The organism is Streptomyces sp. NPDC021020 (assembly GCF_044333285.1).
Classification (GTDB): Bacteria; Actinomycetota; Actinomycetes; order Streptomycetales; family Streptomycetaceae; genus Actinacidiphila.
In genome coordinates, this window is the sequence record NZ_JBIRQQ010000017.1 from 18,484 (window position 1) to 43,578 (window position 25,095).

The 25,095-nt window shown below is 73.2% G+C and carries 16 protein-coding genes; 8 read left to right on the top strand and 8 right to left on the bottom strand.

What is annotated here, in order from left to right; translation table 11 throughout:
- Positions 1 to 190: 190 nt before the first annotated feature.
- A complete protein-coding gene (locus ACH4SL_RS35565; protein ID WP_398453977.1) occupies positions 191 to 973 on the bottom strand; it encodes an IclR family transcriptional regulator in 783 nt (260 codons plus the stop codon).
- Positions 974 to 1,187: 214 nt separating this feature from the next.
- Between ACH4SL_RS35565 and ACH4SL_RS35570 the strand changes: the two genes are divergently transcribed.
- The 6 genes from ACH4SL_RS35570 to ACH4SL_RS35595 all read left to right on the top strand — a co-directional run bounded on the left by ACH4SL_RS35570 (position 1,188) and on the right by ACH4SL_RS35595 (position 12,636).
- Positions 1,188 to 2,537: an ABC transporter substrate-binding protein gene (locus ACH4SL_RS35570; RefSeq protein ID WP_398453981.1), complete on the top strand. Its 1,350-nt coding sequence runs from the start codon at positions 1,188 to 1,190 to the stop codon at positions 2,535 to 2,537.
- A complete protein-coding gene (locus ACH4SL_RS35575) occupies positions 2,534 to 3,535 on the top strand; it encodes a carbohydrate ABC transporter permease (protein ID WP_398453984.1) in 1,002 nt (333 codons plus the stop codon). The genes ACH4SL_RS35570 and ACH4SL_RS35575 overlap by 4 nt, the downstream gene beginning before the upstream one ends.
- The gene (locus ACH4SL_RS35580) at positions 3,532 to 4,422 is read left to right on the top strand and encodes a carbohydrate ABC transporter permease (RefSeq protein WP_398453986.1); all 891 of its coding nucleotides are present in this window, start codon (positions 3,532 to 3,534) and stop codon (positions 4,420 to 4,422) included. The genes ACH4SL_RS35575 and ACH4SL_RS35580 overlap by 4 nt, the downstream gene beginning before the upstream one ends.
- On the top strand, positions 4,422 to 5,273 hold the full coding sequence (locus tag ACH4SL_RS35585) for an NAD-dependent epimerase/dehydratase family protein (protein WP_398453988.1): 852 nt from the start codon (positions 4,422 to 4,424) through the stop codon (positions 5,271 to 5,273). Before ACH4SL_RS35580 ends, ACH4SL_RS35585 begins: the two co-directional genes overlap by 1 nt.
- Before the next feature lie 79 nt (positions 5,274 to 5,352).
- Entirely contained in the window at positions 5,353 to 8,445 is a 3,093-nt protein-coding gene (locus ACH4SL_RS35590; protein ID WP_398453991.1) for an alpha-mannosidase, read from the top strand.
- A 255-nt stretch (positions 8,446 to 8,700) separates the two neighbouring features.
- Positions 8,701 to 12,636 (top strand): discoidin domain-containing protein, encoded by a 3,936-nt coding sequence (locus tag ACH4SL_RS35595; RefSeq protein WP_398453993.1) that lies wholly within the window; start codon positions 8,701 to 8,703, stop codon positions 12,634 to 12,636.
- Positions 12,637 to 12,707: 71 nt separating this feature from the next.
- On the opposite strand, the gene ACH4SL_RS35600 is transcribed toward ACH4SL_RS35595, so the two are convergent.
- The 4 genes from ACH4SL_RS35600 to ACH4SL_RS35615 all read right to left on the bottom strand — a co-directional run bounded on the left by ACH4SL_RS35600 (position 12,708) and on the right by ACH4SL_RS35615 (position 18,114).
- Positions 12,708 to 13,355 carry a thymidine kinase gene (locus tag ACH4SL_RS35600; protein WP_398453995.1) on the bottom strand — a complete coding sequence of 216 codons (648 nt, stop codon included), beginning with the start codon at positions 13,353 to 13,355 and terminating at the stop codon, positions 12,708 to 12,710.
- A 59-nt stretch (positions 13,356 to 13,414) separates the two neighbouring features.
- The gene (locus ACH4SL_RS35605; RefSeq protein ID WP_398453997.1) at positions 13,415 to 14,599 is read right to left on the bottom strand and encodes an alkaline phosphatase family protein; all 1,185 of its coding nucleotides are present in this window, start codon (positions 14,597 to 14,599) and stop codon (positions 13,415 to 13,417) included.
- Complete coding sequence (locus ACH4SL_RS35610) at positions 14,599 to 15,183, bottom strand: DUF5998 family protein (protein ID WP_398453999.1); 585 nt, start codon at positions 15,181 to 15,183, stop codon at positions 14,599 to 14,601. Before ACH4SL_RS35610 ends, ACH4SL_RS35605 begins: the two co-directional genes overlap by 1 nt.
- An 84-nt stretch (positions 15,184 to 15,267) precedes the next feature.
- Positions 15,268 to 18,114 carry a GNAT family N-acetyltransferase gene (locus tag ACH4SL_RS35615; protein ID WP_398454195.1) on the bottom strand — a complete coding sequence of 949 codons (2,847 nt, stop codon included), beginning with the start codon at positions 18,112 to 18,114 and terminating at the stop codon, positions 15,268 to 15,270.
- Between the two features lie 143 nt (positions 18,115 to 18,257).
- On the opposite strand from ACH4SL_RS35615, the gene ACH4SL_RS35620 reads away from it, so the two are divergent.
- Complete coding sequence (locus ACH4SL_RS35620; protein ID WP_398454002.1) at positions 18,258 to 18,539, top strand: HPr family phosphocarrier protein; 282 nt, start codon at positions 18,258 to 18,260, stop codon at positions 18,537 to 18,539.
- Between the two features lie 225 nt (positions 18,540 to 18,764).
- Here the strand turns inward: ACH4SL_RS35620 and ACH4SL_RS35625 are convergent, their stop codons facing one another.
- From ACH4SL_RS35625 to ACH4SL_RS35635, 3 genes are all read right to left on the bottom strand, one after another.
- Complete coding sequence (locus ACH4SL_RS35625) at positions 18,765 to 19,439, bottom strand: GntR family transcriptional regulator (protein ID WP_398454004.1); 675 nt, start codon at positions 19,437 to 19,439, stop codon at positions 18,765 to 18,767.
- A gap of 187 nt (positions 19,440 to 19,626) precedes the next feature.
- Positions 19,627 to 20,991, bottom strand: a complete 1,365-nt coding sequence (locus tag ACH4SL_RS35630) for a M16 family metallopeptidase (RefSeq protein WP_398454198.1) — start codon at positions 20,989 to 20,991, stop codon at positions 19,627 to 19,629.
- A gap of 17 nt (positions 20,992 to 21,008) precedes the next feature.
- The gene (locus ACH4SL_RS35635; protein ID WP_398454007.1) at positions 21,009 to 22,394 is read right to left on the bottom strand and encodes a M16 family metallopeptidase; all 1,386 of its coding nucleotides are present in this window, start codon (positions 22,392 to 22,394) and stop codon (positions 21,009 to 21,011) included.
- A gap of 246 nt (positions 22,395 to 22,640) precedes the next feature.
- Here ACH4SL_RS35635 and ACH4SL_RS35640 point away from each other — a divergent pair, with 246 nt between their 5' ends.
- Entirely contained in the window at positions 22,641 to 25,088 is a 2,448-nt protein-coding gene (locus ACH4SL_RS35640) for a DNA topoisomerase (ATP-hydrolyzing) subunit A (protein ID WP_398454010.1), read from the top strand.
- The last annotated feature ends 7 nt before the right edge of the window (positions 25,089 to 25,095 follow it).

Genomic DNA, 25,095 nt, shown 5'->3' on the forward strand with positions numbered 1-25,095 from the left:
GCAGAATGTCGTACTGCCATCCGAACGTATGGAGGGCGGTCGACACTTGTCAATGCCTGTCGGCGGCCGTCGACCGGCCGTCCGTCAACACCCGTGCATTCAACGGGAGTTGGCCTGCCGGAGGCGGCAGGGCATGCCGCAGCACGCACCGGCGGCGCGGAGGGGCGCCGGGCGTGCCGGGGGCGGTCGGTCAGTGCTGGCCGAGGCGTTTGAGCAGGGTGCTGAGGCTGTGCGCGGCCTCGGTGACGGCCTGCGCGACCTCCTCCAGCCGGGCGTCGTCCATCCGGCTCTTGGGAGCGGAGCAGCTGATGGCGTCCATGCCCTGGCCGCTGCCGAGCGGGACCGCGACGCAGCGGATGTCGACGGAGTTCTCGCCGTCGTCGGTCGCCCAGCCGCGCAGCCGGGTCTCGGCGAGCTGGGCCAGGAAGGCCTCGGGGTCGGTCACCGTGCTGGGGGTCAGCCGCTCCAGCGGCCAGTCCAGCCGGCGCTGCACCTCGGCCGGATCCAGCTGCGAGAGCACCGCCTTGCCCAGTCCTGTGGCGTGCGCCGGCAGTCGCCGGCCGACCGCCGAATACATCCGAAGCGCGTGTCTGGACTCGCGTTTTGCCAGGTAGACGACGTGCGTGCCGTCGAGCCTGCCCAGGTGGACCGCCTCGCCCGTCTCCTCGGCGAGCGCGTCGAGCACCGGCCCGGCCAGGCTCGTGACGTCGTCGCCCTCCAGATAGGCCGTGCCCGTCAGCAGCGCCTTCAGACCGATGCCGTACCGCGTGCCCGAGGCGTCCAGGTCGACCCATCTGCGGGCCTCCATGGTCCGCAGGATCGCATGCAGGCTGCTCTTCGGCACGGACATGGCCGCGGCCATCTCGGCCAGTGAGAGCCGGGCCCCCTGCACCCCGAGCAGCTCCAGCACTTCCAGCACGCGCGCCGCGGACTTGACCTCTTCCGGCTTCCGTCCGCGCGCCGCTTCTGCCACCGATTCCACTGATCCTCCGCTCCCCGCGCCGACGCCTCTCGGCCGCGCTGTGCCCATCTCACCTCAGCGCGCGTCTTGACGCTATACCAAACACGACCCTAAGTTCAGGGACTCCAACGTCATTCGGTCTTCTGAACGGCCGAAGCCTAGGTAGGGGCCCATGCGCACACCATTCGCACGTTTTACCCCGAAAACAAGACTTGCCGCAGGAGCGGTGGCGGCCGTGTTGTCGATGAGCCCGCTCGCCGCGTGCGGCGGCGGCTCCTCCGGCGGCGGTGGCGGGGACGCCAAGTCGCTGACCATGTGGACCTTCAAGCAGTCCCACGTGGCGGCGCTGAAGAACGCGGCGGCGGAGTTCAAGAAGCAGACCGGCATCACGGTGGACATCCAGGCGTACGGCCCGGACGACGCCTACACCACCAAGGTGCAGGCCGCCGCCAAGACGCACGACCTGCCCGACGTCCTGGAGGTGCACTCCGACGGTGAGGACTTCGCGCTCGGTGCCACCGGCATCACCAAGGACATCGCCAAGGACGTCGGCAGCGACTGGAGCGGCCTGTACCAGAAGGGCGTCCAGACCTCCGGCACGGTGACCCCCGCGCACTACAAGGAGTCGGTCCCCACCGACTCCAAGTCGCACGGCGTCAAGGAGGGCCAGCGCTTCAGCGTGCCGCTGACCTCGGGCACCTTCGGCATCGTCATGGGCAACAAGAAGATGCTGGCCGCGGCGGGCGTCACCAAGCCCCCGGCCACCTACGAGGAGTGGCTCGCCGACCTCAAGGCGACGACCGACAAGGACCCGAAGAACGGCGGCGTCTCCCTCGGCCTGAAGGTCAAGGCCACCGGCCTGACCTGGGCGCTCCAGCCGCTGGCCTTCGGCGAGCTGGGCAAGGACAAGTACCAGGCGCTGTGGGGCCAGGACTCCGCCGCCGACTTCTCCTCGCCCGACGGCCAGAAGGTGCTCGCCGACTACGCGAAGATGCAGCCGTACTGGATGCCCGGCACCCAGAGCCTGGACATCGACGCGGCCGACCAGGCGTTCGCCCAGGGCAAGTCGGCCTGGGACATCGGCGGCACCTTCACGCTGGCCTTCCTCCAGCAGAACGGCATGAACCCCGACGACGTCATGGCCTTCGGCTTCCCCGGCCCGCAGTCCGGCGCGGTGCCGAAGCCGGCGCTCGCCCCCCTGGCCCTCACCGGTCTGGCCGTCACCTCCACCAGCGCGCACCCTGACAACGCGCTCAAGTGGATGAAGTTCCTGGGCCAGCCCGACATCGCCTCGAAGTTCGCCAAGGACGCCACCGAGGTGCCCTCCACCGAACTCGGCGCGGACGCCGCCTCGGTGATGGGCGCGACCCTCGCCGACATGACCAAGGCCTTCGAGGGGACCCCGGAGAACACCTACGACCCGAACGTCGCCGACTTCCGGCCGCCGGGCTACGACCAGGACTCGATGGCGGAGATCCTCGCCGACCTCACCCCGCTCAAGCAGAAGGGCGTGGACGCCACCGGCAAGGCCCTGGCCAAGCTGAACAACAACTTCTGGGCGACGGCGAACAAGTGAGCACCGCATCCCGTCCCGCACTGACGGAGACGGCCGCCGCCGGCCGGGGCACCCCCCGGCCGGCGGACGCGGCCGGCCCCGGGAACGGCCGCCGCATGCGGCGCCGCACCTACGAGGCCCTCTCCGGATACCTGTTCGTCGCCCCGGCCGTGATCCTCTTCGCGGTCATGGGCCTGTACACCGTGGGCTACGGCTTCATGCTGAGCTTCGCCCGGTGGAACGGCTTCGCGCCGCACTGGGACTGGGTGGGCCTGCAGAACTACAAGGACCTGCTCTGGCAGAACCCCGCCTACGCCCCCCGGCTGCACCACGCGGCGAAGCACACGCTCTACGTGATGATCTTCGTCCCGCTGCTGACCGTGCTGGTGTCCTTCCCGCTCGCGGTGCTGCTCAACTCCGCCAAGCGGATGCAGGGCCTGCTGCGCTCGGTCTACTTCGTGCCGTACGTGACCAGCGGTGTCGCGGTGTTCTTCGCCTGGCAGTACATCCTCCAGCCGGACGGCGCGATCAACACCGTGCTGAGCAGCCTTGGTATGGGCTCGCTCAGCGAGCCGCAGGGCTGGCTCGGCAACCCGGACACCGCACTGCCCACGATGATCGTGGTCACGGTATGGGGCGCGGTGCCCGTCGCGATGCTGCTCTACCTGACGGGCCTGCAGGGCATCGACCGCAGCGTGCTGGAGGCCGCGCAGCTCGACGGCGCCGGATGGTGGCGCACCAATGTCTCGGTGGTGTGGCCGCTGGTGCGGCCGATCACCTCGATCGTGGTGCTGCTCAACCTGCGCGACTCGCTGCAGGGCTTCCAGACCTTCCTGGTGATGACCAACGGCGGTCCCGGCGACCACACCAACGTGCTGGGCCTGGAGGCCTACCGGCTGGCCTTCCTCAAGGACCTCGCGCCGACCCTGGGCCTGGCGAGCGCGCTGGGCTGGCTGCTGTTCGCCGCCGCGCTGGTCATCGCGCTGATCAACCTGCGAGTCATGCGGAGCAAAACATGACAACGATTTCCCTCGGCTCGGGACGCGGCCGCACGGACGGCAAGGACGGCGCGGCAGCCGCCCGCGCCCGCAGGATCAGCGCCCGCGTGCTGGTCGCGGTGCTCCTCACGCTCTACGGCGTGATCAGCCTCTACCCCTTCCTGTGGATGGTGTCGGCGGCCTTCAAGGACCAGATCGAGGTGGTCCGCGGCGGCCACCTGATCCCGCACCACCCGACGCTGGACACCCTCACCAGCACGTGGAACCAGCTGCACTTCTTCCGCTACTTCATGAACAGCCTGGAAGTCACCCTGCTGACCGTGGTGCTGACGCTGGTGGTCTACGCGGCCGCCGGGTACGCCTTCGCGGTGCTGGACTTCCCCGGCCGCGGGGCGCTGCAGAAGCTCTTCGTCGCGCTGCTGTTCGTGCCCGGCGTGACGGTGATGCTGCCGATCGTGCTGCTGGAGAACAAGATGGGCATCCTCGGCACCCACATGGGGCTGGTGCTGCCCTTCGTCAACGGCGGCGCGCCGCTGTCGGTGCTGCTGATGACCGGTGCCTTCGCGACGGTGCCGAAGGAGCTGCGCGAGTCGGCGCGGGTGGACGGGGCCAACGAGTTCCACATCTTCACCCGCATCTACCTGCCGCTCACCCGCCCGGCGCTCATCACGGTGGCGCTGATCACCGCGATCCCCACCTGGAACGAGTACCTGCTGACCCGGGTGTCGCTCAACGACCCGAACACGTACACGCTGCCGCTGGGCCTGCAGACCCTCGCCTCGGAGAACGTGCCGCACTACAACAACCTGATGGCCGGCGCGCTCATCGTCGTGGTGCCGGTGATCCTGCTCTTCCTGGCCCTCCAGCGCTACTTCGTCAACGGCCTGGTCGGGGCGGTGAAGGGCTGATGCGGATCCTGGTGACCGGGGCCGCGGGCCACATCGGCGGCCATGTCACCGACGAGCTGCTCGCGGCCGGCCACGAGCTGGTGCTGACCGACCTGCTGCCGGTCGACGAACCGCGCGCGCTCCGGGTGCACACCGGCGACCTGCAGGACGCCGACCTGGTGTGCAAGGCCATGGAGGGCGCGGACGCGGTGGTCCACCTGGGGGCGGTCCCGCACCCCAACGTGCCCGACCGCAGCGCGATGTTCGCCGCCAACTGCCTGTCCGCGCACCGGGTGTTCGACGAGGCCGGCCGCTCCGGGGTCCGCCGCGTGGTGGCCGCCTCCAGCATGGCGGCGGCCGGCCTCGCGTGGTCCCCGGTGCCGGTGTCGCCCTCGTACGTCCCGTTGGACGAGAGGCACCCGAGCCTGGTGCGCGACCCGTACGGGCTGTCCAAGGTGGTGCTGGAGGAGATCGCCGGGACCGCGCACCGGCGGTGGGGGCTGGACGCGGTGTGCATGCGCTTCCCCTTCACGGGCACCGGCGACCGGCTCGCCGACTTCCTGGCCACCTGCGCCGCCGACCCCGCGGCGCAGCGGCACGACCTGTGGGGCTGGCTGCACACCGGCGACGCGGCGCGGGCGATCCGGCTCGCCGTCGAGGGCGACGTGACCGGCTGCCACGTCGTCAACGTCACCGCCGCCGACACCACGTCCGCGGTGCCCTCGGCGGAGCTGATGGCCGCGCACCACCCCGGCGTACCCGTACCGCCCTCGGTCACCGGCCACGCGAGCCTGTTCGACACGAGCGCGTGCACCGATCTGCTGGGGTTCACCCCCCGGCTCACCTGGCGTACCACCGAAGGAGAGAGCTGATGTCGCACGCATCCCCCTCCCGCCGCTGACCGCACCCTCCCCCGGCCCTCGGCAAACCCCCAGCAGAAAGAGCACACGAGTGCATGACGACCGGCATATCGTCGAAGAGCGGATCACCAAATTCCTCGCGCAGGTGGTCAGGCCCGCCCTCTACCGCGACCCGGTGGACCTGGAGCTGACCGTCTGGCACGTCCCGGGCGAACCCGTCCCGGTGGCGGACGCCCTGGCCGCCGCGTACGAGCCGACGGCGATCGGCGAGACCTGGGGCGGGCCCTGGTCGACCAGCTGGCTCAAGGCCGTCGGCCGCGTCCCGCAGGAGTGGGCGGGGCAGCGTGTCGAGGCCGTCTTCGACCTGGGCTTCGATCCCACCAAGGGCCCGGGCGGGCAGGCGGAGGGCTTCGCCCACGACGCCACCGGGTCGCCCCTGCAGGGACTGCACCCGCACCACCGCAGCGTGCTGCTCGCCGAGTCCGCCGCGGGCGGCGAGCCGGTGGAGCTGCTGGTGGAGCTGGCCGCGAACCCGATGATCGAGGGCGCGAAGTCGGTCGGCACATGGTTCGGCTCCAAGGAGACCGCGGGCACCGAGCACCTCTACCAGCTGCGCGAGGCGCACATCGCGGTACGCGAGAACGCGGTCTGGCACCTGCTGCACGACATGGAGGTGCTCGACGAGCTGATGCGCGAGCTGCCCGAGGGCGGCTCACGGCGGCACGAGATCCTGCGCGCGCTGGCGCACGCGATCGACGCCGTCGACGTCAAGGACGTCGCCGGCACCGCGCAGGACGCCCGCGACCGGCTCGCCGACGTGCTGTCCCGCCCGGCGTACGCGTCCGCGCACACCGTCGCCGCGGTCGGCCACGCGCACATCGACTCGGCGTGGCTGTGGCCGATCCGGGAGACGGTGCGCAAGTGCGCCCGCACCTTCACCAACATGACCACGCTCGCCGAGGAATACCCGGAGCTGGTCTTCGCGTGCTCGTCCGCGCAGCAGTACGCATGGATCAAGGAGCGTCGCCCGGAGATCTTCGAGCGCATCAAGAAGGCCGTCACCGACGGCAACTGGGCGCCCGTCGGCGGCATGTGGGTGGAGGCCGACGGCAACCTGCCCGGCGGCGAGGCGCTGGCCCGGCAGCTGATCTTCGGCCGCCGCTTCTTCGCCGAGGAGTTCGGCCTCGCGCAGGAGGGCGTGTGGCTGCCGGACTCCTTCGGCTACACCGCCGCCTACCCGCAGCTGGCCACCCTCGCCGGGGCCACGTGGTTCCTCACGCAGAAGCTGTCGTGGAACGAGACCAACCGGCTGCCGCACCACACCTTCGCATGGGAGGGCATCGACGGCACCCGCATCTTCACCCACTTCCCGCCCGTCGACACCTACAACGCGAGCCTGACCGGCGCCGAACTGGCCCACGCCGAGAACAACTTCGCCGACAAGGGCGCCGCGACCCGCTCGCTGGCCCCCTTCGGCTTCGGCGACGGCGGCGGCGGCCCCACCCGGGAGATGCTGGAGAAGGCCCGCCGGCTGCGCGACCTGGAGGGTTCCACCAAGGTCGAGGTCGGCCACCCGGAGGACTTCTTCGCCGCGGCCCGCGCGGAGTACGCGAAGCTGCCGGTCTGGCGCGGCGAGCTCTACCTGGAGAACCACCGCGGCACGTACACCAGCCAGGCCCGTACCAAGCAGGGCAACCGGCGCGCCGAGGCGCTGCTGCGCGAGGCCGAGCTGTGGTCGGTGGCGGCCGCGGTGCGGGGCGGGGCGCCCTACCCGTACGAGAAGCTGGAGTCGATCTGGCAGCGGGTGCTGCTGCACCAGTTCCACGACATCCTGCCCGGCTCGTCGATCGCCTGGGTGCACCAGGAGGCCGAGCGGGTGCACGGCGAGCTGCAGGCGGAGCTGGCCGAGGTGATCGGCACCGCGCTGGACGGCGGCGAGGGCGTGGCGTTCTTCAACGCCGGTCCCTACGCGCGCCGCGAGGTCGCGGTGCTCCCCGAGGGCATGCGGACGGAGGGCGGGCAGCAGCTCGCCGACGGGCGGCAGGCCGTGCTGGTCGAGGCACCCGCGCTGGGCAGCGGGCAGGCCGTCGACCCGGCAGGGACGCCGCCGGTCACCGCGGTCGCCGAGGACGGCACGATCACCCTGGACAACGGGGTGCTGCGGGTCGGCATCGACGCCCAGGGCCTGGTGCGCTCGGTGTACGACCTTCGGGCGCGCCGTGAGGCCATCGCGCCGGGAGCCGCGGGCAACCTGCTCCAGCTGCACCCGGACGACCCGAACCTGTGGAGCGCCTGGAACATCGACGGCTACTACCGCGACACCGTCCGCGACCTCACCGACGCGGTGTCCGTCGAGATCGCCGAGTCCGGTCCGCTGCTGGCGTCGGTACGGGTGGAGCGCGCGTTCGGCGACTCGCGCCTGGTGCAGCACCTGGAGCTGACCGCGGGCAGCAACCGGCTGGCCGTCAGGACCGACATCGACTGGCAGGAGCGCGACACCCTGCTCAAGGCCGCCTGGCCGGTCGCCGTGCACGCCGAGACCGAGAGCGCGGAGATCCAGTTCGGCCACGTCCGCCGCCCCACCCACGAGAACACCAGCTGGGACGCGGCCCGCTTCGAGCTGTGGGCGCACCGCTGGGTGCACATCGGCGAGCACAACTGGGGCGCCGCGGTGGTCAACGACTCCACCTACGGCCACGACGTGTCCCGCACCACCCGCGAGGACGGCGGCACCACGACCACGCTGCGGCTGTCGCTGCTGCGCTCCCCGCACAGCCCCGACCCGCAGGCCGACCGCGGCCGGCACAGCTTCGGCTACGCGTTCGTCGCCGGCGCCGGTGTCGAGGACGCCATCGCCGCGGGCTACGCCTTCAACCTGCCGCTGCGCCCGGCCGGCGCGGCACCGGCCGGCGGGCCCGCGCTCGTCGCCGTCGACAACCCGGACATCGTCGTGGAGACGGTCAAGCTCGCCGACGACCGCAGCGGCGACGTCGTGGTGCGGCTGTACGAGTCGCGCGGCGGCGCCGCCCGCGGTGTGCTGCACGCCGGCTTCGCCCTGGCCGGGGCCGAGGTCACCGACCTGCTGGAGAACCCGGTGGAGCCGGCCGGCTCCACCGCGGACGGCGGGCTGCCGCTGGAGCTGCGGCCCTTCCAGATCCTGACGCTGCGGCTGCGCCGGGCCTGACCCGCACCACCCCGAACCGCCGCGCCGCCCCTGCCGACGGGGGCGGCGCGGTCCGGGCCCGCCCCGGGCCGGTCCGCCGGTCCGGCGGTTCCGGCTGCCCCGGAGCCGGGCCCGTGACGCACCACCAGCACCACCTGGAGTACATGCACCATCAGCACCACTGTCACCACCAGCACTGCCCGCACCGCACGTACACGCACCATCCGCACGACCCCTGACCGTACGTCCTGTCGTGATCCTCCGGAGGTTGTCCCCGTGCCACCCAGACGTTCCCCGCTCCGGGCGCTGCTGCGCGCCCCCGCGCTGCTGCTGCTCACCGTGGCCGCGCTGCTGCTGCCGGCCTCGCTGCCGGCGTGGGCCGCCGCGCCCACCCTCTATCCGCTGGGGGTCGGCGCCGACCTCGGCCCCGAGCCCTTCACCCTGGGCCTGACCGCGACCGCCGGTGACGACGCCGATGCCCTCAAGACCGGTACGCAGGACGGCACGCCGTACTGGCGCACCGATGTTGCGGACGGCGCCGGATACCTGGCGTTCGACCTCGACCAGGACTACACCGACACCGTGACGGCCGGTCAGCTCACCGTCGCCGTCACCTACCAGGACACCGGCAGCGGCACGCTGCGGCTGACCCGGGGCGACGGCTCCGGGGACGCGCTGGGCAGCGTCGCGCTGGCCGGTTCCGGTGACTTCACCACCGCGGCCTTCACCGTGCCCGCCGACTTCTCCGCCGGCCGCGAGCTGCGGATCTCCGGCACCGACGGCGGCGCCCCGGCCGACATCACGGTGTCCCGGGTGCGGATCGCCGCCGGCCTGTCGGTCGACCTCGGCCCCACGGTCGAGACGCACGGCGTCGACCCGCGCGCGGGTGACAACGACTCCCACCTGGTCACCGGCAGCGTCGACGGCCGCAACTACTGGCAGACCGACCAGAGCCACCCGGGCGCCGAGACCGGCTTCTTCTACATGAACGCCGACGACACCGCGGTGTACGACACCACCGACCCGGTCGCCGTCAGCATCGACTACTACGACCAGGGCAGCGGCGCGATCCAGCTGCAGTACGACTCCCCGGGCGACACCATCCCGCAGATGTTCAAGCCGTCGCCGCTGTTCACCTACGGCGACACGGGGACGTGGAAGACCCACACCTTCGTGCTGGACGACGCGATCCTCACCAACCGCTCCAACGGCTCCGACTTCCGCATCACCACCGGCGGCAGCGCGGCCGAACTCAAGGTCGCGCGGGTCACCGTGACGGCGCTGCCGAAGACGCTCGACCCGACGACGGGGCTGAAGCAGCTCGTCGCCCAGGCCGATCTGGCCTACCTCGCCGCCCGTGAGGGCACCCGCGACGGGCAGTACCCGGCGGGCGCCAAGGAGGCCCTGAAGCAGGCCGCCGACCAGGCCCGTACGGTCGCGGCCGGCACCGGCGTGACGGACGAGCAGGCGCGTACCGCCTTCCACACCCTGCAGGCGGCGCTCGACGCCTTCCACGCGCTGGCCGTGAACACCGACCTGGCGCACCTGGGCACCGCCACCGCGTCCAGCTCGGCGGCCGGCTCCTCCCCCGCCGCGGCCATCGACGGCGACGGCGGCACCGCCTGGACCAGCGGCGACGCCGGCAAGGGCGAGACGTTCACGGTGGACCTGGGCAGGCCGCAGCGCTTCGACCAGGTCCTGGCCACCTGGCAGGGGGCCTTCGGCTGGGATTACACCGTGCAGGTCGGCACCGACGGCAGGCACTTCACCACCGTCGGCCGCAGCGGCGCCACCGGCGCGGGCTCCGCCACCAGCACCGCCTTCCCGCTCACCACCGCCCGCTACGTCCGGCTCGCGGTGACCGGCTACGCGCCCGGCACGAGCAAGGTCGCGCTGGCCGACCTCGAAGTGCACCGGCGCACCGCGGCCACCCCGCACCCGGTGCTCGTCCACACCCGCTACCCCACCGCCGACCCGGTGGTCGCCGACTTCGACGTCCGCGCCTACGGCGCCGACGCGACCGGCCGCAAGGACGCCACCGCCGCCGTGCAGCAGGCGCTGTACGCCTGCCAGGACGCGGGCGGCGGCACGGTCTGGATGGGCGCGGGCACCTACCGGATCACCACCACCGTGGAGATCCCGGCCTTCTGCTCGCTGCGCGGCGACCGGCGCGACCCGGACACCGGCTCGGGCCCGTACGGCACCGTGATCAGCGCCGACCTGCCGTCCGGCGCGGACGGCCCGGTGCTCTTCCGGATCGGCGGCAGCGCCTCCGTGCAGGGCCTGACCACGTACTACCCGCACCAGAGCGCCACCCACCCGGTCCCGTACGGCAACACGTTCGAGATCCCGGGCTCGGCCTGGCAGAGCGACGCCAACTTCATGATGGGCACCGTCGCGCACGTCACGATGCTCAACTCCTACCAGGGCATCGGCATCTCCACGAAGGCCGACGACCGCGGGCGCCCCGCGGTGCAGGGCCAGGTGCACGAGTCGGCGACCGTCGACGACGTCAAGGGCACCGTGCTGTCGGCCGGCGCGACCGCGTACAACGGCTCGGACGTCGGCACCTGGAGCGACGTCACCTTCTCGAACTCCTACTGGGCGAAGGCCCCGGCGGCCTACCAGCCGCCGAAGCGGGCCGACCTGGACCGCTGGACCCGGGCCAACGCGACCGGGCTGGTGCTCGGCGACCTCGAATGGGACCAGTTCTCCGGCATCTCGCTGTCCGATCTCCACATCGGCATCCGGACGGTCAAGGGCCAGCGCGCCACCTTCACCGGCGCGTTCCTCGACACCTCGGTGGTCCGCACGGACGTCGCCCTCCAGGTGGACGACCTCGACAGCCGCTGGGGCATGTCCTTCGCCGGCGGCACCCTCCAGGGCAGCACGGCCTCGGTGCGCAACACCACCGGCGGTTACGTGAAGCTCACCGGCACCACCCTGGACGGCCCCGCCACCGGCACCGTCGTCCAGCTGCCCGGAGGCGTCCCGGCCGCCCCGGCCGCGACCGCCGACCCGGCGCCGAAGCGGCAGGCGCTGTACGTCGCGAGCGGCGTGCCGCACGGCGTGGGCTACCTGCCCGCGGCCGACGCGACCGGCCCGCTGCAGAAGCTGCTGGACAAGGCGGGCAGGCAGGGCGGCGGCACCGTCTACCTGCCGGCCGGCTGGTACCGCGTCAACAGTCACGTGAAGGTCCCGGCCGGCGTCGAGCTGCGCGGCGCGGCGGCCTCACCGAACCGCGACGAGGACGGCGACAGCGGCGGCACCGTGCTCTTCGCCTACGAGGGCCGGAACACCTCGGCCCCCGCCACCGCCACCGCCCTGGTCACGCTGGCCGGCGACGGCGCCGGGGTCCGCGGCCTGCGGGTCTTCCACCCGGAGAACAACCCGGGCACCGGCTACGTCCCCTACCCGTACGCCATCCGCGGGGCGGGGCGCGGCACCTACGTCGTCGACGTCACGATGACCAACACCTGGAACGGCATCGACCTCACCTCGCCGCGCAACGACGGCTTCACGGTGCACAAGGTCGGCGGCGTCTTCCTCAACCGGGGCATCACCGTGGGCGCCAACGACCACGGCACGGTCGACGGTGTCCTCAGCAACGGCAACGCCGTCAACCGGACCGGCTTCTACGAGCCGAACTGGGGCCTCGGGAGCAACCTCTTCCCGCAGACCATCGACGGCGTGACCCGCAAGAACACCGACCTGGTGCACGTCGCGGGCGCCCGTGGCCTGACGGTCCTGGACGTCTTCGGCTACGGCATGCACGACGGCCTGGCCGTCGAGTCGGGCCGGGTCAGCGCCTTCAACCTGGGCACGGACAACCTCGGCGACGGCGGCTACACCGTCAAGGCCGGGCCGTCCGCGGACGTCGAGGCGGTCAACGTCATGCGCTACAACGGCACGACGTACACCGGTCCGGCGAAGCTGTTCAACATCATGGCGATCAACATCGTGCAGCAGTCGGTGACGGCGACCGCCGCCCCGGCGGCCGGCGGCAAGGTCGCGGTGACCGGCAACGCCACCGAGCCCGGCCGCTACGAGAAGGGCGACACGGTGACGGTCACCGCCGTCCCGGCCGCCGGATACCGGCTGCTCGGCTGGACGCTGGACGGGGCCGACGTGCCCGCCGACGGCAACTCGCTGAGCGTCCCGGTCACGGCCGACCGCACGGTGCAGGCGCGGTTCGGCCCGCTCGCGGGCTGACCGCGGCCGTTGGAACGCGCGGGCCCGGGGCCATCCCCCGGGCCCGCGCCCGTCCGTCCGGCGCCCGGCCCTCAGCCGCCCGGCACCGGCAGCACGTCGGGCGACAGGGCCGCGGCGCCCGCCGAGGCGCTCGTCATCCGGCGCCGGTGGTGGCGGCGGCACAGCACCTCGTAGCCGGTCTCGTCCTGCGCGGAGACGTCCCCGACCACCACCTGGGCGCCCTCCACGACCATCTGCCCGCCGACCGTGCGGGCGTTGTGCGTGGCCCGCGCCCCGCACCAGCACAGCGCCTCGACCTGCAACGCCTCGATACGGTCGGCGAGTTCGATGAGCCGCTGGGAGCCGGGGAAGAGCCGGGTGCGGAAGTCGGTGGCGATGCCGAAGGCGTAGACGTCCACGTCCAGCTCGTCGACCGCGCGGGCGAGCTGGTCGATCTGCTCCGGCGCCAGGAACTGCGCCTCGTCGACGACCACGAAGTCCGCGCGGCCGCCGCGGCTTATCAGGGCGACCAGGTGCGCGTAGAGGTCCATGCCGTCCAGCGCCTCGACCGCGTCGGTGACCAGTCCGAGCCGCGACGACAGCTTGCCCTCGCCCGCCCGGTCGTCCTTGGTGAAGATCACCGCCTGAAGGCCGCGCGAGGCGCGGTTGTGGACGATCTGCAGGGCGAGGGTGCTCTTGCCGCAGTCCATCGTTCCGGAGAAGAAGACCAGCTCGGACATGGCGGGACAGCGGCCTTTCGGTGAGGGGGCAGGGCGGGGCGCGAGGTCGGGCGGATCGCTCAGGTGCGGACTTCGAGGAGCGGCACGAGCTGTTCGGCGGGGACCATCGAGCCGTGCAGGCCGGTCATCTTCGACTCCCCCGGCTCGCTGCGGGTCGCGACGATCGCGATGTCGTCGCGCGCGACCGCGACCACGTCGCCGATCCTGGGCAGCACCCGCGGCTCGACGTGCGGCCCGAACCAGCCCGCCGCCACCGCCTCGGCGCGCCCCGCGACCCACATCCGGTCGCCCAGCACCTCGCGCCACACCGCGAGCACGTCGGCCGCGGCGCCCGGCACCGCGTAGACGTGCCGCGCGCGCCCCTCGCCGCCCAGCAGCCCCACCCCGGCGCGCAGCTCCCAGTCCTCGTCGACGTCGATGCGCGACTCCTCGTCGAAGGGGATGTCGGTCATGCCGTGGTCGGCGGTGACGTACAGCACCGAGCGGGGCGGCAGCTGCTCGGCGAGCCGCTGCACCAGCCGGTCGACCGTCATCAGCTGCCCGCGCCAGGCGTCGGAGTCCACGCCGTGCCGGTGGCCCATGCCGTCCAGCTCGCTGTAGTACGTGTAGACCAGGGTGCGGCCGGCGGCGGCGAGCCGGTCGGCGGCCAGGTCCATCCGCTCCTCGCCGGTCAGCCGGCCGTGGAAGGTGCCGCCGGACAGCGCGACCTGGGTGAGCGGGGTCCGCGCGAAGTCCGGCGAGGACACCTGGCAGGTGGCGATGCCGGCGGCGTCGGCGAGCCGGAAGACGGAAGGGTGCGGCTGCCAGACCTCCGGCGGGGTCCAGGGCTGCCAGCGCAGCTGGTTCATCAGCTCGCCGGTCGCCGGGTTGAGCGTCATGTAGCTCGCCAGGCCGTGCCGCCCGGGCGGCAGCCCGGTGCCCACGGAGGCCAGCGAGGTCGCGGTGGTGGCCGGGAAGCCCGCGGTCAGCGGGCGGCCGGTGCCGCCCAGCGAGGACGGCAGCAGCGCGTTCAGGTACGGCGCCTCGTCCGGATGCCGGGCGATCAGCTCCCAGCCGAGCCCGTCGACGAGGAAGACGCACACCCGGTCGGCGGAGGTGAGCTCCAGCCCGGTGCGCGGCACGCCGTCGATGCCGAATCCCGCGACCGCGGCCGGCAGGACGTCGCACAGCGCGGCGCTGCCGTAGGCGGGTACGGGGGCGGTGCGGGGGTCGAGCAGCCCGTCGTCGTGCAGGGGCTGGACCATCAGGCGGCAGCCGCCGTCGCCTCGGACAGCGCCTGCGCGAAGGCGAGCGCCTGCTTCACGGTGTCGGGCCCGTCGCCCGCCTCGCTGACCCGCAGGGACAGGTCGTCGGCGGTGGAGGAGCCGGTGTAGCCGTGGTCCGCCTCGCAGTTGGGATCCCCGCAGGCGGCCGGCTCCAGGTCGATCCGGGAGACGGCGCCCCAGCCGATCGTCAGCACCACCTCGCGCGGCAGCGTGCCCGGCGTGTACGCCTCCGGGTTGGCCACCACGCGGCTGACCACGACGGAGGAGATCCGGCCGATCTTGACCGACTCCGTCGACGTGGTGGCGTAGGGCGTCGGCGAGGAGTCGTCGGCGGCCTGCTCGTCGGTATGGCTGACGATGAAGCGGCTCGCGGTGAGTACCAGCACGGTCACGTGCCGACGCACCTCGTTCGCGTCGAACGTGGTCTCCTGGTGCACCAGATACGACGTGACGGGCTCCTGCCCCACCGCGGCCTCCACGGCCTCCGACACGAGCCCCGGGTAGTACCCGCTGCGCTCGATCGCCGTCCGCAGTCCCTGCGTCGTGATCCCCGACTTCGCCATACGCCCATCCTAGGGGTGTTGCGCAGGTCCCGGCGGCGCCGCGTCTGCGGCGCGCGCATCTTCGCGCCGCCCCGCGGCGGGAGGTCAGAAGAGCGACAGGGCCCGCGGACCGAGGTCGGTGCGCGCGGGCGGCGGCGCCAGCCGTACGGTCGCGGCCAGCACGGTCAGCCCGCGCGGGGCGACGACCACCGGGTCCAGCCGCACCGCGACGACCTCCGGCAGGTCGTCGGCCAGCAGCGACACCCGCAGCAGCAGCTCCTCCAGCGCGCCGGTGTCGACCGGCTCCGCGCCGCGCCAGCCGAAGAGCAGCGGCGCGGCCTTGATGGAGCGGACCAGATCGGCGGCGTCCCGGTCGGTCGCGGGGACGAGCCGGTGCGCGAGGTCGCCGAGCAGCTCGGAGGGCGGGCCGGCCAGCCCGAAGGAGAGCACCGCCCCGGCGGCCGGGTCCACCCCGGCGCGGATCACCGTGTCCACCCCGCGCGGCGCCATGGCCTGGACGACCGGCAGCAGTTCCGCGGGTCCGCCGAGCCGCGCGGTCAGCTCCTCGTACGCCCGCCGCAGGCCGCCCTCGTCGGCCAGGTCCAGGCGCACCCCGCCGAGGTCCGGGCGGTGCCGCAGGTGCGGGGCGGTGGCCTTGAGGGCGACGGGGTAGCCGATCGACTCGGCGGCGGCGACGGCCGCGTCCGGCCCGGGGGCGGGCAGCGCGCGGCGCACGGTCACGCCGTAGCGGGCGAGCAGGGCCGCCGCGTCGGCGTCGGCGAGGGTGACGCCCTGCGGCGGGGACCCGGGCGGCAGCAGCCGGCGGACGTCCTCGGCGGCCGCGGCCTCCTGGATGTCGTCGAAGGCCGGGACGCGGCCCGGTTCGGCGGCGCCCGCGCGCCACGCGGCGTACCGGGCGGCCTCGGCGAGCGAGCCGACGGCCCGGTCGGGCGCCCGGTAGGCGGGCAGCCGGGCGCCCTCGCCGTCGGGCGCGCAGAGCCGTTCGGCGAAGGTCTCCAGGGCCAGGTGCACCACGACGACCGGTTTGTCCCCGGTGGCGGCGCGGCGCAGCGCGTCGGCGAGCGCCGGGTCGTCGCCCTCGTCCGGCACCCCGTCCAGGGCCTCCACGGCGGGCGGGGCGGCGTCCGCGGTGACCCGCGGGATGGCGGTGACCACGACGGCGTCCGTCGCCGGGTCGGCGAGCGCGCGCTGCAGGGCGGCGGTGAAGTCGGCGGGGGCGGCGGAGGTGGTGAGGTCCAGCGGGGCGGTGGGGCGCAGGCCCGCGGTGCGGGCGGCGTCGTAGGTGAGCAGGCCGAGGGATTCGGAATTGCCCAGGATCGCCAGCCGGTCGCCCGCGGGGAGCGGCTGGAGGGCGAGGAGGAGCCCGGCGTCGAGGAGTTCGGTGACGGTGTCGACGCGGATCACGCCGGCCTGCCGGAAGAGCGCGCTGACGGTGCTGTCCGGGATGCGGGTGACGGGCACGGCGTGCCCGGCGGGCACCGAGCCGGTGTGCAGGGCGCCCTTGACGACCACGACGGGCTTGGCGGCGGCCGTCCGGCGGGCGAGCCGGCTGAACTTGCGCGGGTTGCCGAAGGACTCCAGGTACATCAGCACCGCGTCGGTGTCCGGGTCGTCCTGCCAGAACTGGAGCAGGTCGTTGCCGGAGACGTCCGCGCGGTTGCCGGCCGAGACGAAGGTGGAGAGGCCCGCGCCGCGCCGGTGCAGCCCGGACAGCAGCGCGATGCCGATGGAACCGGACTGCGTGAAGAGCCCCAGCCGCCCCTGGTGCGGCATCCCCGGCGAGAGCGAGGCGTTGAGCCGGACCGACGGCGCGGTGTTGAGCACCCCGAAGGCGTTCGGCCCGATGAGCCGCATGCCGTGGCCGCGGGCCAGCCGCACCAGCTCGCGCTGCCGCTCGCGGCCCTCGGGCCCGGTCTCGGAGTAGCCGGCCGCGACCACGACCAGGCCGCGTACGCCCGCCTCGCCGCAGTCGGCGACGGCCTGCGGCACCTGCCCGGCGGGCACGGCGACCACCGCGAGGTCGACGCTCTCGCCGCGCGCGGCGATCTCCCGCACCGACCGGAAGCCGGGCACCCCGTCGAGGTCGGCGTCCGGCGCGAAGGAGTGGTTGACGGCGTAGAGGCGGCCGGTGAAGCCGCCGGCGGCGATGTTGCGCAGCAGTGTGCGCCCCACGCCGCCGGGCCGCCGCCCGGCGCCGATCACCGCGACCGACTCCGGGCGCAGCAGCCGCTGCATCGAGCGGGCCTCGGCGCGGTGCTCGCGCGAGCGCATGACCTGCACGGACTCGGCGGTGGGCTCCAGGTCCAGGTCGAGGTGGACGACGCCGTCGGCGAAGCTGCGCCGCTGGGTGTAGCCGGCGTCGGTGAAGACCTTGACCATCTTGCTGTTGGCGGGCAGGACGTCGGCGGTGAAGTGCAGGATGCCGCGCTCACGGGCGACCGCGGCGATGTGTTCGAGCAGCGCGGAGGCGACCCCGCGGCCCTGGTGGGCGTCCTGGACCAGGAAGGCGACCTCGGCGCTGGTGCCGGCGGATCCGGACGCGGCCCTGCCGTGCTCGTCGGTGCGGTCGTAGCGGACGGTGGCGATGAACTCGCCGCCGACGGTGGCGGCCAGGCCCACGCGGTCGTCGTAGTCGTGGTGCGTGAAGCGGTGCACGTCGCGGTCGGACAGCCGGGGGTAGGGCGCGAAGAAGCGGTAGTACTTGGACTCGTCGGAGACGAGTCCGTAGAAGTCCACGAGCCGGCCCGCGTCGTCCGGGCCGATCGGCCGGATGTGGGCGATACCGCCGTCCCGCAGCACCACGTCGGCCTCCCAGTGGACGGGGTAGGGCCGGGGGGCGGCTCCCTGCGGATCTCGCGGGCCTTGCGCGCCGTGCGGGGCTTGCGGGCCTTGCGGATCTCGCGGGCCTTGCGGGTCGGTCATGGCCTCCAGCGTAGGCGGCGTGGCCATCTGGCGGGCGGCAGGCGCACGCGGGACCCTGGGCTCACCGGCCGGGTGCCCGGGCTGCACCCGCGTCGTGCAAAAATGGTCTAGACAACTTGCACGACCTGACACACACACCGAAGGGCAACACCATGGTTGAGCGCCGCGTCAACGTCGGCTGGGCGGAGGGCCTGCACGCCCGCCCGGCGTCCATCTTCGTCCGCGCGGCGACCGCCGCCGGGGTGCCGGTCACCATCGCCAGGGAGGGCGGCAGCCCGGTCAACGCCGCCTCGATGCTCGCGGTGCTGAGCCTGGGCGCGAAGGGCGGCGAGGAGGTCGTGCTGGCGTGCGACGCCGAGGGCGCCGAGGCCGCGCTGGACCGGCTGGCGAAGCTGGTCGCCGAGGGACTGGAAGAGCTTCCCGAGACCGTCTGACGCCCGGGCCCCGGTGCGGCGTACGCGTACGCGCGGGGTGCCCTTCCGCGGCTCCCACGGCTGTCCGCCGGGCGCCGGGAATTGCGCGCAGGCCGGAACGAGCGGGTCCCGCAATCCTCCAGGATTGCCGGGGCCCGCTTTTTCACGCCCTCTTCACGCCTTTTCCCCGGCCCCCCGCGACGATAGGCGGCCGATAATCACGCACTCTTGTATACGGTGCGATTGTTAATTGCGGCGGCGCCCCGCGTTTACACGGTGTTTCAGGGTTCTCACCGCCGCGGCGTGCTCCACATGGACGGCGGCCAGCCGGCGGGCCCGCTCGGCGTCACCGCGCGCGACCGCGTCCACGATCGCCGCGTGCTCCTCCCACGCCTCGGCGGCGCGCCCCGACCCGTCGTCGGCGTAGACCCAGGAGATCTTGTGCCGCAGCTGGATCAGCAGCGCGGCCAGCGTCGGGCTGCCGGAGGCCTGCGCGAGCGTCTCGTGGAACCACCCGCTCAGCGACGGCAGATCGGACAGCTGCCCCTGCACCGCCCGCTCCTGGCCCAGCCGCACCAGCCCGCGCAGCACCTTCAGATGCGCGTCGGTGCGCCGCTGCGCCGCCCGCGCGGTGCCCAGCGGCTCCAGCAGCCGGCGGATCTCCAGCAGGTCGGCGGCCTCCTGCTCGGTGGGCTCGGCGACCGACGCGCCGGCGTGCTTGCGGGTCCGGACGAAGCCCTCGGACTCCAGGGTGCGCAGCGCCTCGCGCACCGGCACCCGCGAGACCCCGTAGCGCTGCGCGAGCAGCTCCTCGGTCAGCCGGCTCCCCGGCGGGAAGTAGCCCGCGACGATGTCGTCGCGTATCGCCGTACACACCACCTCGGCCGAGATTCGCCGCGCGGTGCCTTCCGACCCGCTCACGTCCGATTCCGCATCGCCCGACCACGCCCTTTCCCCGAATTGTGCAGTGACTCTATTCCAGCACACCGGGAAAGGGGAATGCGGCCCGGGAATTACGGTGGTATGCGCATATGCGCGGACCCCGGCACGCGCGGGCGTGCCGGGGTCCTGGTGTCCTTCTCGAGGGGGCCCTGGGCCCCTGCGGGGCTCAGCTGGTGACGCGCACCGGCCCGATGCCCAGCTCGCGGACCGGCTCGGCGATCGCGGAGGCGTCGCCGACCAGGATCACCACCATGCGGTCCAGCGGGAAGGCGCTGACCACGGCGGCGGTGGCCTCGACCGTGCCGGTGGCGGCCAGCCGCTCGTACAGATGCGCCTGGAAGTCGTCCGGCAGCTGCTGCTCGACCTGGTCGGTGAGCGTGCCGGCCACGGCCGCGGCCGTCTCGTACCGCAGCGGGGCCACGCCGACCAGGTTCTGCACCGCGACGTCCCGCTCCTCGTCGGTCAGGCCGCCCTCGGCGAGGGTGCGGATCACCTGCCAGGCGTCGGCCAGCGCGGGCCCGGTGACCTCGGTGGCCACCGAGCCGTTGATCGCCAGCAGCGCCGCGCCCGTACCGTCCGCGGAGGCGAGCAGCACCTGCGCGAAGGCCCGCACGCCGTAGGTGTAGCCCTTCTCCTCGCGCAGCACCCGGTCCAGCCGCGAGGTGAGGGTGCCGCCCAGGCAGTACGTGCCGATGACCTGGGCCGGCCACACCAGGGCGTGCCGGTCGGGGCCGGTGCGGCCGATGAGGATCTGGGTCTGCACCGCGCCGGGCCGGTCCACGATGACCACGCGGGCGGCGTCGTTCGCGGTGATCACCGGGCGCGGGCGCGGCTGCGCGGCCGCGCCGGTCCAGCGGCCGAGGGTGTCGTCGAGCAGCGCGGGCAGGTCGATGCCGGTCAGGTCGCCGACGACCACCGCGGTGGCCGTCGCGGGCCGGACGTGCGCGGTGTAGAAGGCCCGCACCGCCGCCGCGTCGATCCGCCGGACGGTCTCCTCGGTGCCCAGCCGCGGGCGGGAGCAGCGCAGCTCCGCCGGGAAGAGCTCCTTGGACAGCTCCATGGCGGCCCGGCGCGCCGGGTTGGCCAGCTCGTGCTCGATCTCGTCGAGCCGGTTGGCGACCAGCCGCTCGACCTCATCGTCCGCGAAGGCCGGCGAGCGCAGCGCCTGGGCCAGCAGCGCCAGCGCCCGGTCCAGCCGGGAGGCGGGCACCTCCAGCGACACCCGCACCCCGGGGTGGTCGGCATGCGCGTCCAGGGTGGCGCCGCAGCGCTCCAGCTCGGCCGCGAACTCCTCGGCGGTGTGCTCGTCGGTGCCCTCCGACAGCGCCCTGGCCATGATGGTCGCGACGCCGTCCAGGCCCTCGGGCTCGGCGTCCAGCGGCGCCGCGAGCAGCACCTCGACCGCGACGACCTGCTGGCCGGGGCGGTGGCTGGTGAGCAGCGTCAGCCCGTTGCCGAGCGCACCCCGCTCGGGGGCCGGGAAGGCCCACGGCTTGGGCGCGCCGGCCTGCGGCTGCGGGTGGAACGTCATGACGGCGGTGGTGTCGCTCACAGCTCGCCCTCCTCCTGGTCCGCGGCGGCCTCGGCACCCGCGTCGTCGGCGTCCCCGTCGGCTTCCGCGGCCTCCTGCGCCGCCTTGCCCGTGGGCTCGTACAGCAGCACCGCCCGGTTGTCGGGGCGCAGCCGCGCCGCGGCCACCGCCCGGACCTCCTCCGGGGTGACTTCCAGCACACGCTGCACCGCGGTCAGCGCCTTCTGCGGGTCGCCGAACAGCACCGCGAAGCGGCACAGTTCGTCCGCCCGGCCGCCGACGGTGGCCAGCCGGTCCAGCCACTCGCGCTCCAGCTGCGCCTGCGCCCGTTCCATCTCCTCGGGCGTGGGGCCCTCGGCGGCGAAGCGGGCCAGCTCCTCGTCGACCGCGGCCTCGATCGCGGCCAGCTCGGCGCCGCCGGACGACTTGACGTCCAGCCAGCCCAGCGACGGCGCTCCGGCCAGCCGCAGCAGCCCGAATCCGGCGGTCACGGCGGTGCGGTCGCGGCGCACCAGCCGGTTGTGCAGCCGGGAGGACTCGCCGCCGCCCAGCACCGTCAGCGCCAGATCGGCCGCGTCACCCGCACGGGTGCCGTCCTCGGGCAGCCGGTAGGCGGCCATCAGGGCGCGCGAGGGCACGTCCTCCTCGACGACCTCACGCAACTGGCCGCCCATCACGTCGGGCAGCGAGCCGTCGCGCGGCTCGGGCTTGCCGTCATGGGCGGGGATGGTGCCGAAGTACTTCTCCACCCAGGCGAGCGTCTGCTCCGGGTCGATGTCGCCGACGACCGCGAGCACCGCGTTGCCGGGCGCGTAATACGTGCGGAAGAACGCCTGGGCGTCCTCCAGCGAGGCCGCGTCCAGGTCGGCCATCGAGCCGATCGGAGTGTGGTGGTACGGGTGGCCGTCGGGGTAGGCGAGCGCGGTGAGGCGCTCGAAGGCGGTGCCGTAGGGCACGTTGTCGTACCGCTGGCGGCGCTCGTTCTTGACCACGTCCCGCTGGTTGTCCAGGCTCTCCTGGTCCAGCGCGGTCAGCAGGCTGCCCATCCGGTCGGCCTCCAGCCACAGGGCCAGTTCCAGCTGGTGGGCGGGCATGGTCTCGAAGTAGTTGGTGCGCTCGAAGCTGGTGGTGCCGTTGAGCGAGCCGCCCGCGCCCTGGACCAGTTCGAAGTGGCCGTTGCCCGTGACGCTCGCCGAGCCCTGGAACATCAGGTGCTCGAAGAGGTGGGCAAGGCCGGTGCGCCCCTTGACCTCGTGGCGCGAACCGACGTCGTACCAGAGGCAGACGGCCGCGACCGGGGTGAGGTGGTCCACTGAGAGCACCACCCGCAACCCGTTCGCCAGGCGGTGCTCGGTGGCTGTCAGGCCGCTGGAGTGTGCCTCCGGCGAGGCCGTGTGACCCATGGGCAAGCTGTCCTTCCGGTCGCGTGCGTCAGTCCGCTGACTGCGTAGAGTGCTGCCACTCTAGGCAAGCGAGTGCGCGGGCGGTGAAGTTCCCGGTCGCGGACGCGCTCGTGCCGGGCCGTGGTCGGCGTTGTCGGCGGCGCGGTCCACAATGGTCCGCGTCAGTTCACCCGGTCCAGCCGAACAGATGTCCGGTGCAGCAGAACCACCGGTGCAGCAGGAACCAGACGAAGGAGCGCCGCCGAGATGGCCCGCCGCACGACGAAGACCCCGCCGCCGGACGACGGTTTCGAGGAGCGGATCCTCGACATCGACGTCGTGGACGAGATGCAGGCGTCGTATCTCGAATACGCCTACTCGGTCATCTACGCGCGCGCCCTGCCCGACGCCCGGGACGGCATGAAGCCGGTGCACCGCCGCATCGTCTACCAGATGAACGAGATGGGCCTGCGCCCCGACCGCGGCTTCGTCAAGTGCGCGCGCGTCGTCGGCGAGGTGATGGGCAAGCTGCACCCGCACGGCGACGCGTCCATCTACGACGCGATGGTGCGGATGGCGCAGCCCTTCTCGCAGCGCCTCCCGCTGGTCGACGGGCACGGCAACTTCGGCTCGCTGGACGACATGCCGGCCGCCATGCGCTACACCGAGGCCCGCATGTCCGGCCCGGCGCAGCTGATGGTCGAGTCGATCGACGAGGACACCGTCGACTTCTCGCCGAACTACGACGGCCAGGAGCAGGAGCCCGCGGTCCTGCCGTCCGCGTATCCCAACCTGCTGGTGAACGGCTCGTCGGGCATCGCGGTGGGCATGGCCACCAACATGCCGCCGCACAACCTCGGCGAGGTCGTCGCGGCCGCCCGGCACCTGATCCGCTACCCCAATGCCGACCTGGACGCGCTGATGCGCCATGTCCCGGGCCCCGACCTGCCGACCGGCGGCCGGATCATCGGCCTGGACGGGATCCGCGACGCGTACGAGACCGGCCGCGGCACCTTCCGCATCCGCGCCACGGTGACCGTCGAGGACGTCACCCCGCGCCGCAAGGGCCTGGTCGTCACCGAACTGCCCTTCACCGTCGGGCCCGAGAAGGTCATCGCCAAGATCAAGGACATGGTCGGCGCGAAGAAGCTCCAGGGCATCGCCGACGTCAAGGACCTCACCGACCGCGAGCACGGCCTGCGGCTGGTCATCGAGATCAAGAACGGCTTCAACCCCGAGGCCGTGCTCGAACAGCTCTACAAGCTCACGCCGATGGAGGACTCCTTCGGCATCAACAACGTGGCGCTCGTCGACGGCCAGCCGCTCACCCTGGGCCTGCGCGAGCTGCTCCAGGTCTACGTCGACCACCGCTTCGAGGTGGTGCGCAGACGCAGCGAGTTCCGCCGCACCAAGCGCCGCGACCGGCTGCACCTGGTCGACGGACTGCTGGTCGCGCTCGTCGACATCGACGAGGTCATCGCGATCATCCGGGCCAGCGAGAACGCGGCGCAGGCCAAGGAGCGCCTGATGGAGCGCTTCGGCCTGTCGGAGATCCAGACGCAGTACATCCTGGACACCCCGCTGCGCCGGCTGACCCGCTTCGACCGGATCGAGCTGGAGGCCGAACGCGACCGGCTGAACGCGGAGATCGCCGAGCTGACGCGGATCCTGGACTCCGACGCGGAGCTGCGCAAGCTGGTGTCCGCGGAGCTGGCGGCGGTGGCCAAGCAGTACGGCACCGAGCGCCGCACGCTGCTGCTGGAGTCCGGCGGCGCGCCGGTCGCCGCGGTGCCGCTGGAGGTCGCCGACGACCCGTGCCGGGTGCTGCTGTCCTCCACCGGGCTGCTGGCCCGCACCACGACCGGCGCCACCGGGGACGGGGGCGGCGGCAAGCGCGCCAAGCACGACGTGATCGTCTCGGCGGTGCCCACCACCGCCCGCGCCGACATCGGGGCGGTGACCACGCACGGCCGGCTGCTGCGGCTGACGGTCATCGACCTGCCGGTGCTGCCGGAGTCCGCCGGGCCGCTGACGCTCGCCGGGGGCGCGCCGCTCGCCGAGTTCGTCTCGCTGGAGGACGACGAGCGGGTGCTGTGCCTGACCACGCTGGACGAGTCCTCGCCGGGCCTCGCGCTCGGCACGGAGCAGGGCGTGGTCAAGCGCGTCGTGCCGGACTACCCGGCCAACAAGGACGACCTGGAGGTCATCGGCCTCAGGGACGGCGACACGGTGGTGGGCGCGGTCGAGCTGCGGACGGGCGAGGAGGACCTGGTCTTCATCACCGACGACGCCCAGCTGCTGCGCTACCCCGCGGGCCAGGTGCGCCCGCAGGGCCGGCCGGCCGGCGGCATGGCGGGCATCAAGCTCGCGGAGGGCGCCAAGGTGATCTCCTTCACCGCGGTGGACCCGGCGGTGGACGCGGTGGTCCTCACCGTGGCCCGGTCCGAGGGCACACTGGACGGCGCGGGCGAGGGCACCGCGAAGCTGACACCGTTCGAGCAGTTCCCGCGCAAGGGCCGGGCGACGGGCGGGGTGCGCTGCCAGCGCTTCCTGCGGGGCGAGGACGGGCTGATCCTGGCCTGGGCGGGCGCCACGCCGGCCCGCGCCGCCACGGCGACCGGCGCCGCGGCCGAGCTGCCGCCGAAGGACCCGCGCCGCGACGGCTCGGGGGTGCCGCTGGCGAAGCCGGTGACGGTGGTGGCCGGGCCGGTGTGAGGCCGCG

Bases quoted from the DNA above. Each gene is read 5' to 3' on its own strand.
- ACH4SL_RS35600 (WP_398453995.1), bottom strand. From the start codon at position 13,355: ATGTCCGAGCTGGTCTTCTTCTCCGGAACGATGGACTGCGGCAAGAGC.
- ACH4SL_RS35630 (WP_398454198.1), bottom strand. From the start codon at position 20,991: ATGACGTTCCACCCGCAGCCGCAGGCCGGCGCGCCCAAGCCGTGGGCC.
- ACH4SL_RS35580 (WP_398453986.1), top strand. From the start codon at position 3,532: ATGACAACGATTTCCCTCGGCTCGGGACGCGGCCGCACGGACGGCAAG.
- ACH4SL_RS35620 (WP_398454002.1), top strand. From the start codon at position 18,258: ATGGTTGAGCGCCGCGTCAACGTCGGCTGGGCGGAGGGCCTGCACGCC.
- ACH4SL_RS35635 (WP_398454007.1), bottom strand. From the start codon at position 22,394: ATGGGTCACACGGCCTCGCCGGAGGCACACTCCAGCGGCCTGACAGCC.
- ACH4SL_RS35640 (WP_398454010.1), top strand. From the start codon at position 22,641: ATGGCCCGCCGCACGACGAAGACCCCGCCGCCGGACGACGGTTTCGAG.
- ACH4SL_RS35605 (WP_398453997.1), bottom strand. From the start codon at position 14,599: ATGGTCCAGCCCCTGCACGACGACGGGCTGCTCGACCCCCGCACCGCC.
- ACH4SL_RS35610 (WP_398453999.1), bottom strand. From the start codon at position 15,183: ATGGCGAAGTCGGGGATCACGACGCAGGGACTGCGGACGGCGATCGAG.
- ACH4SL_RS35585 (WP_398453988.1), top strand. From the start codon at position 4,422: ATGCGGATCCTGGTGACCGGGGCCGCGGGCCACATCGGCGGCCATGTC.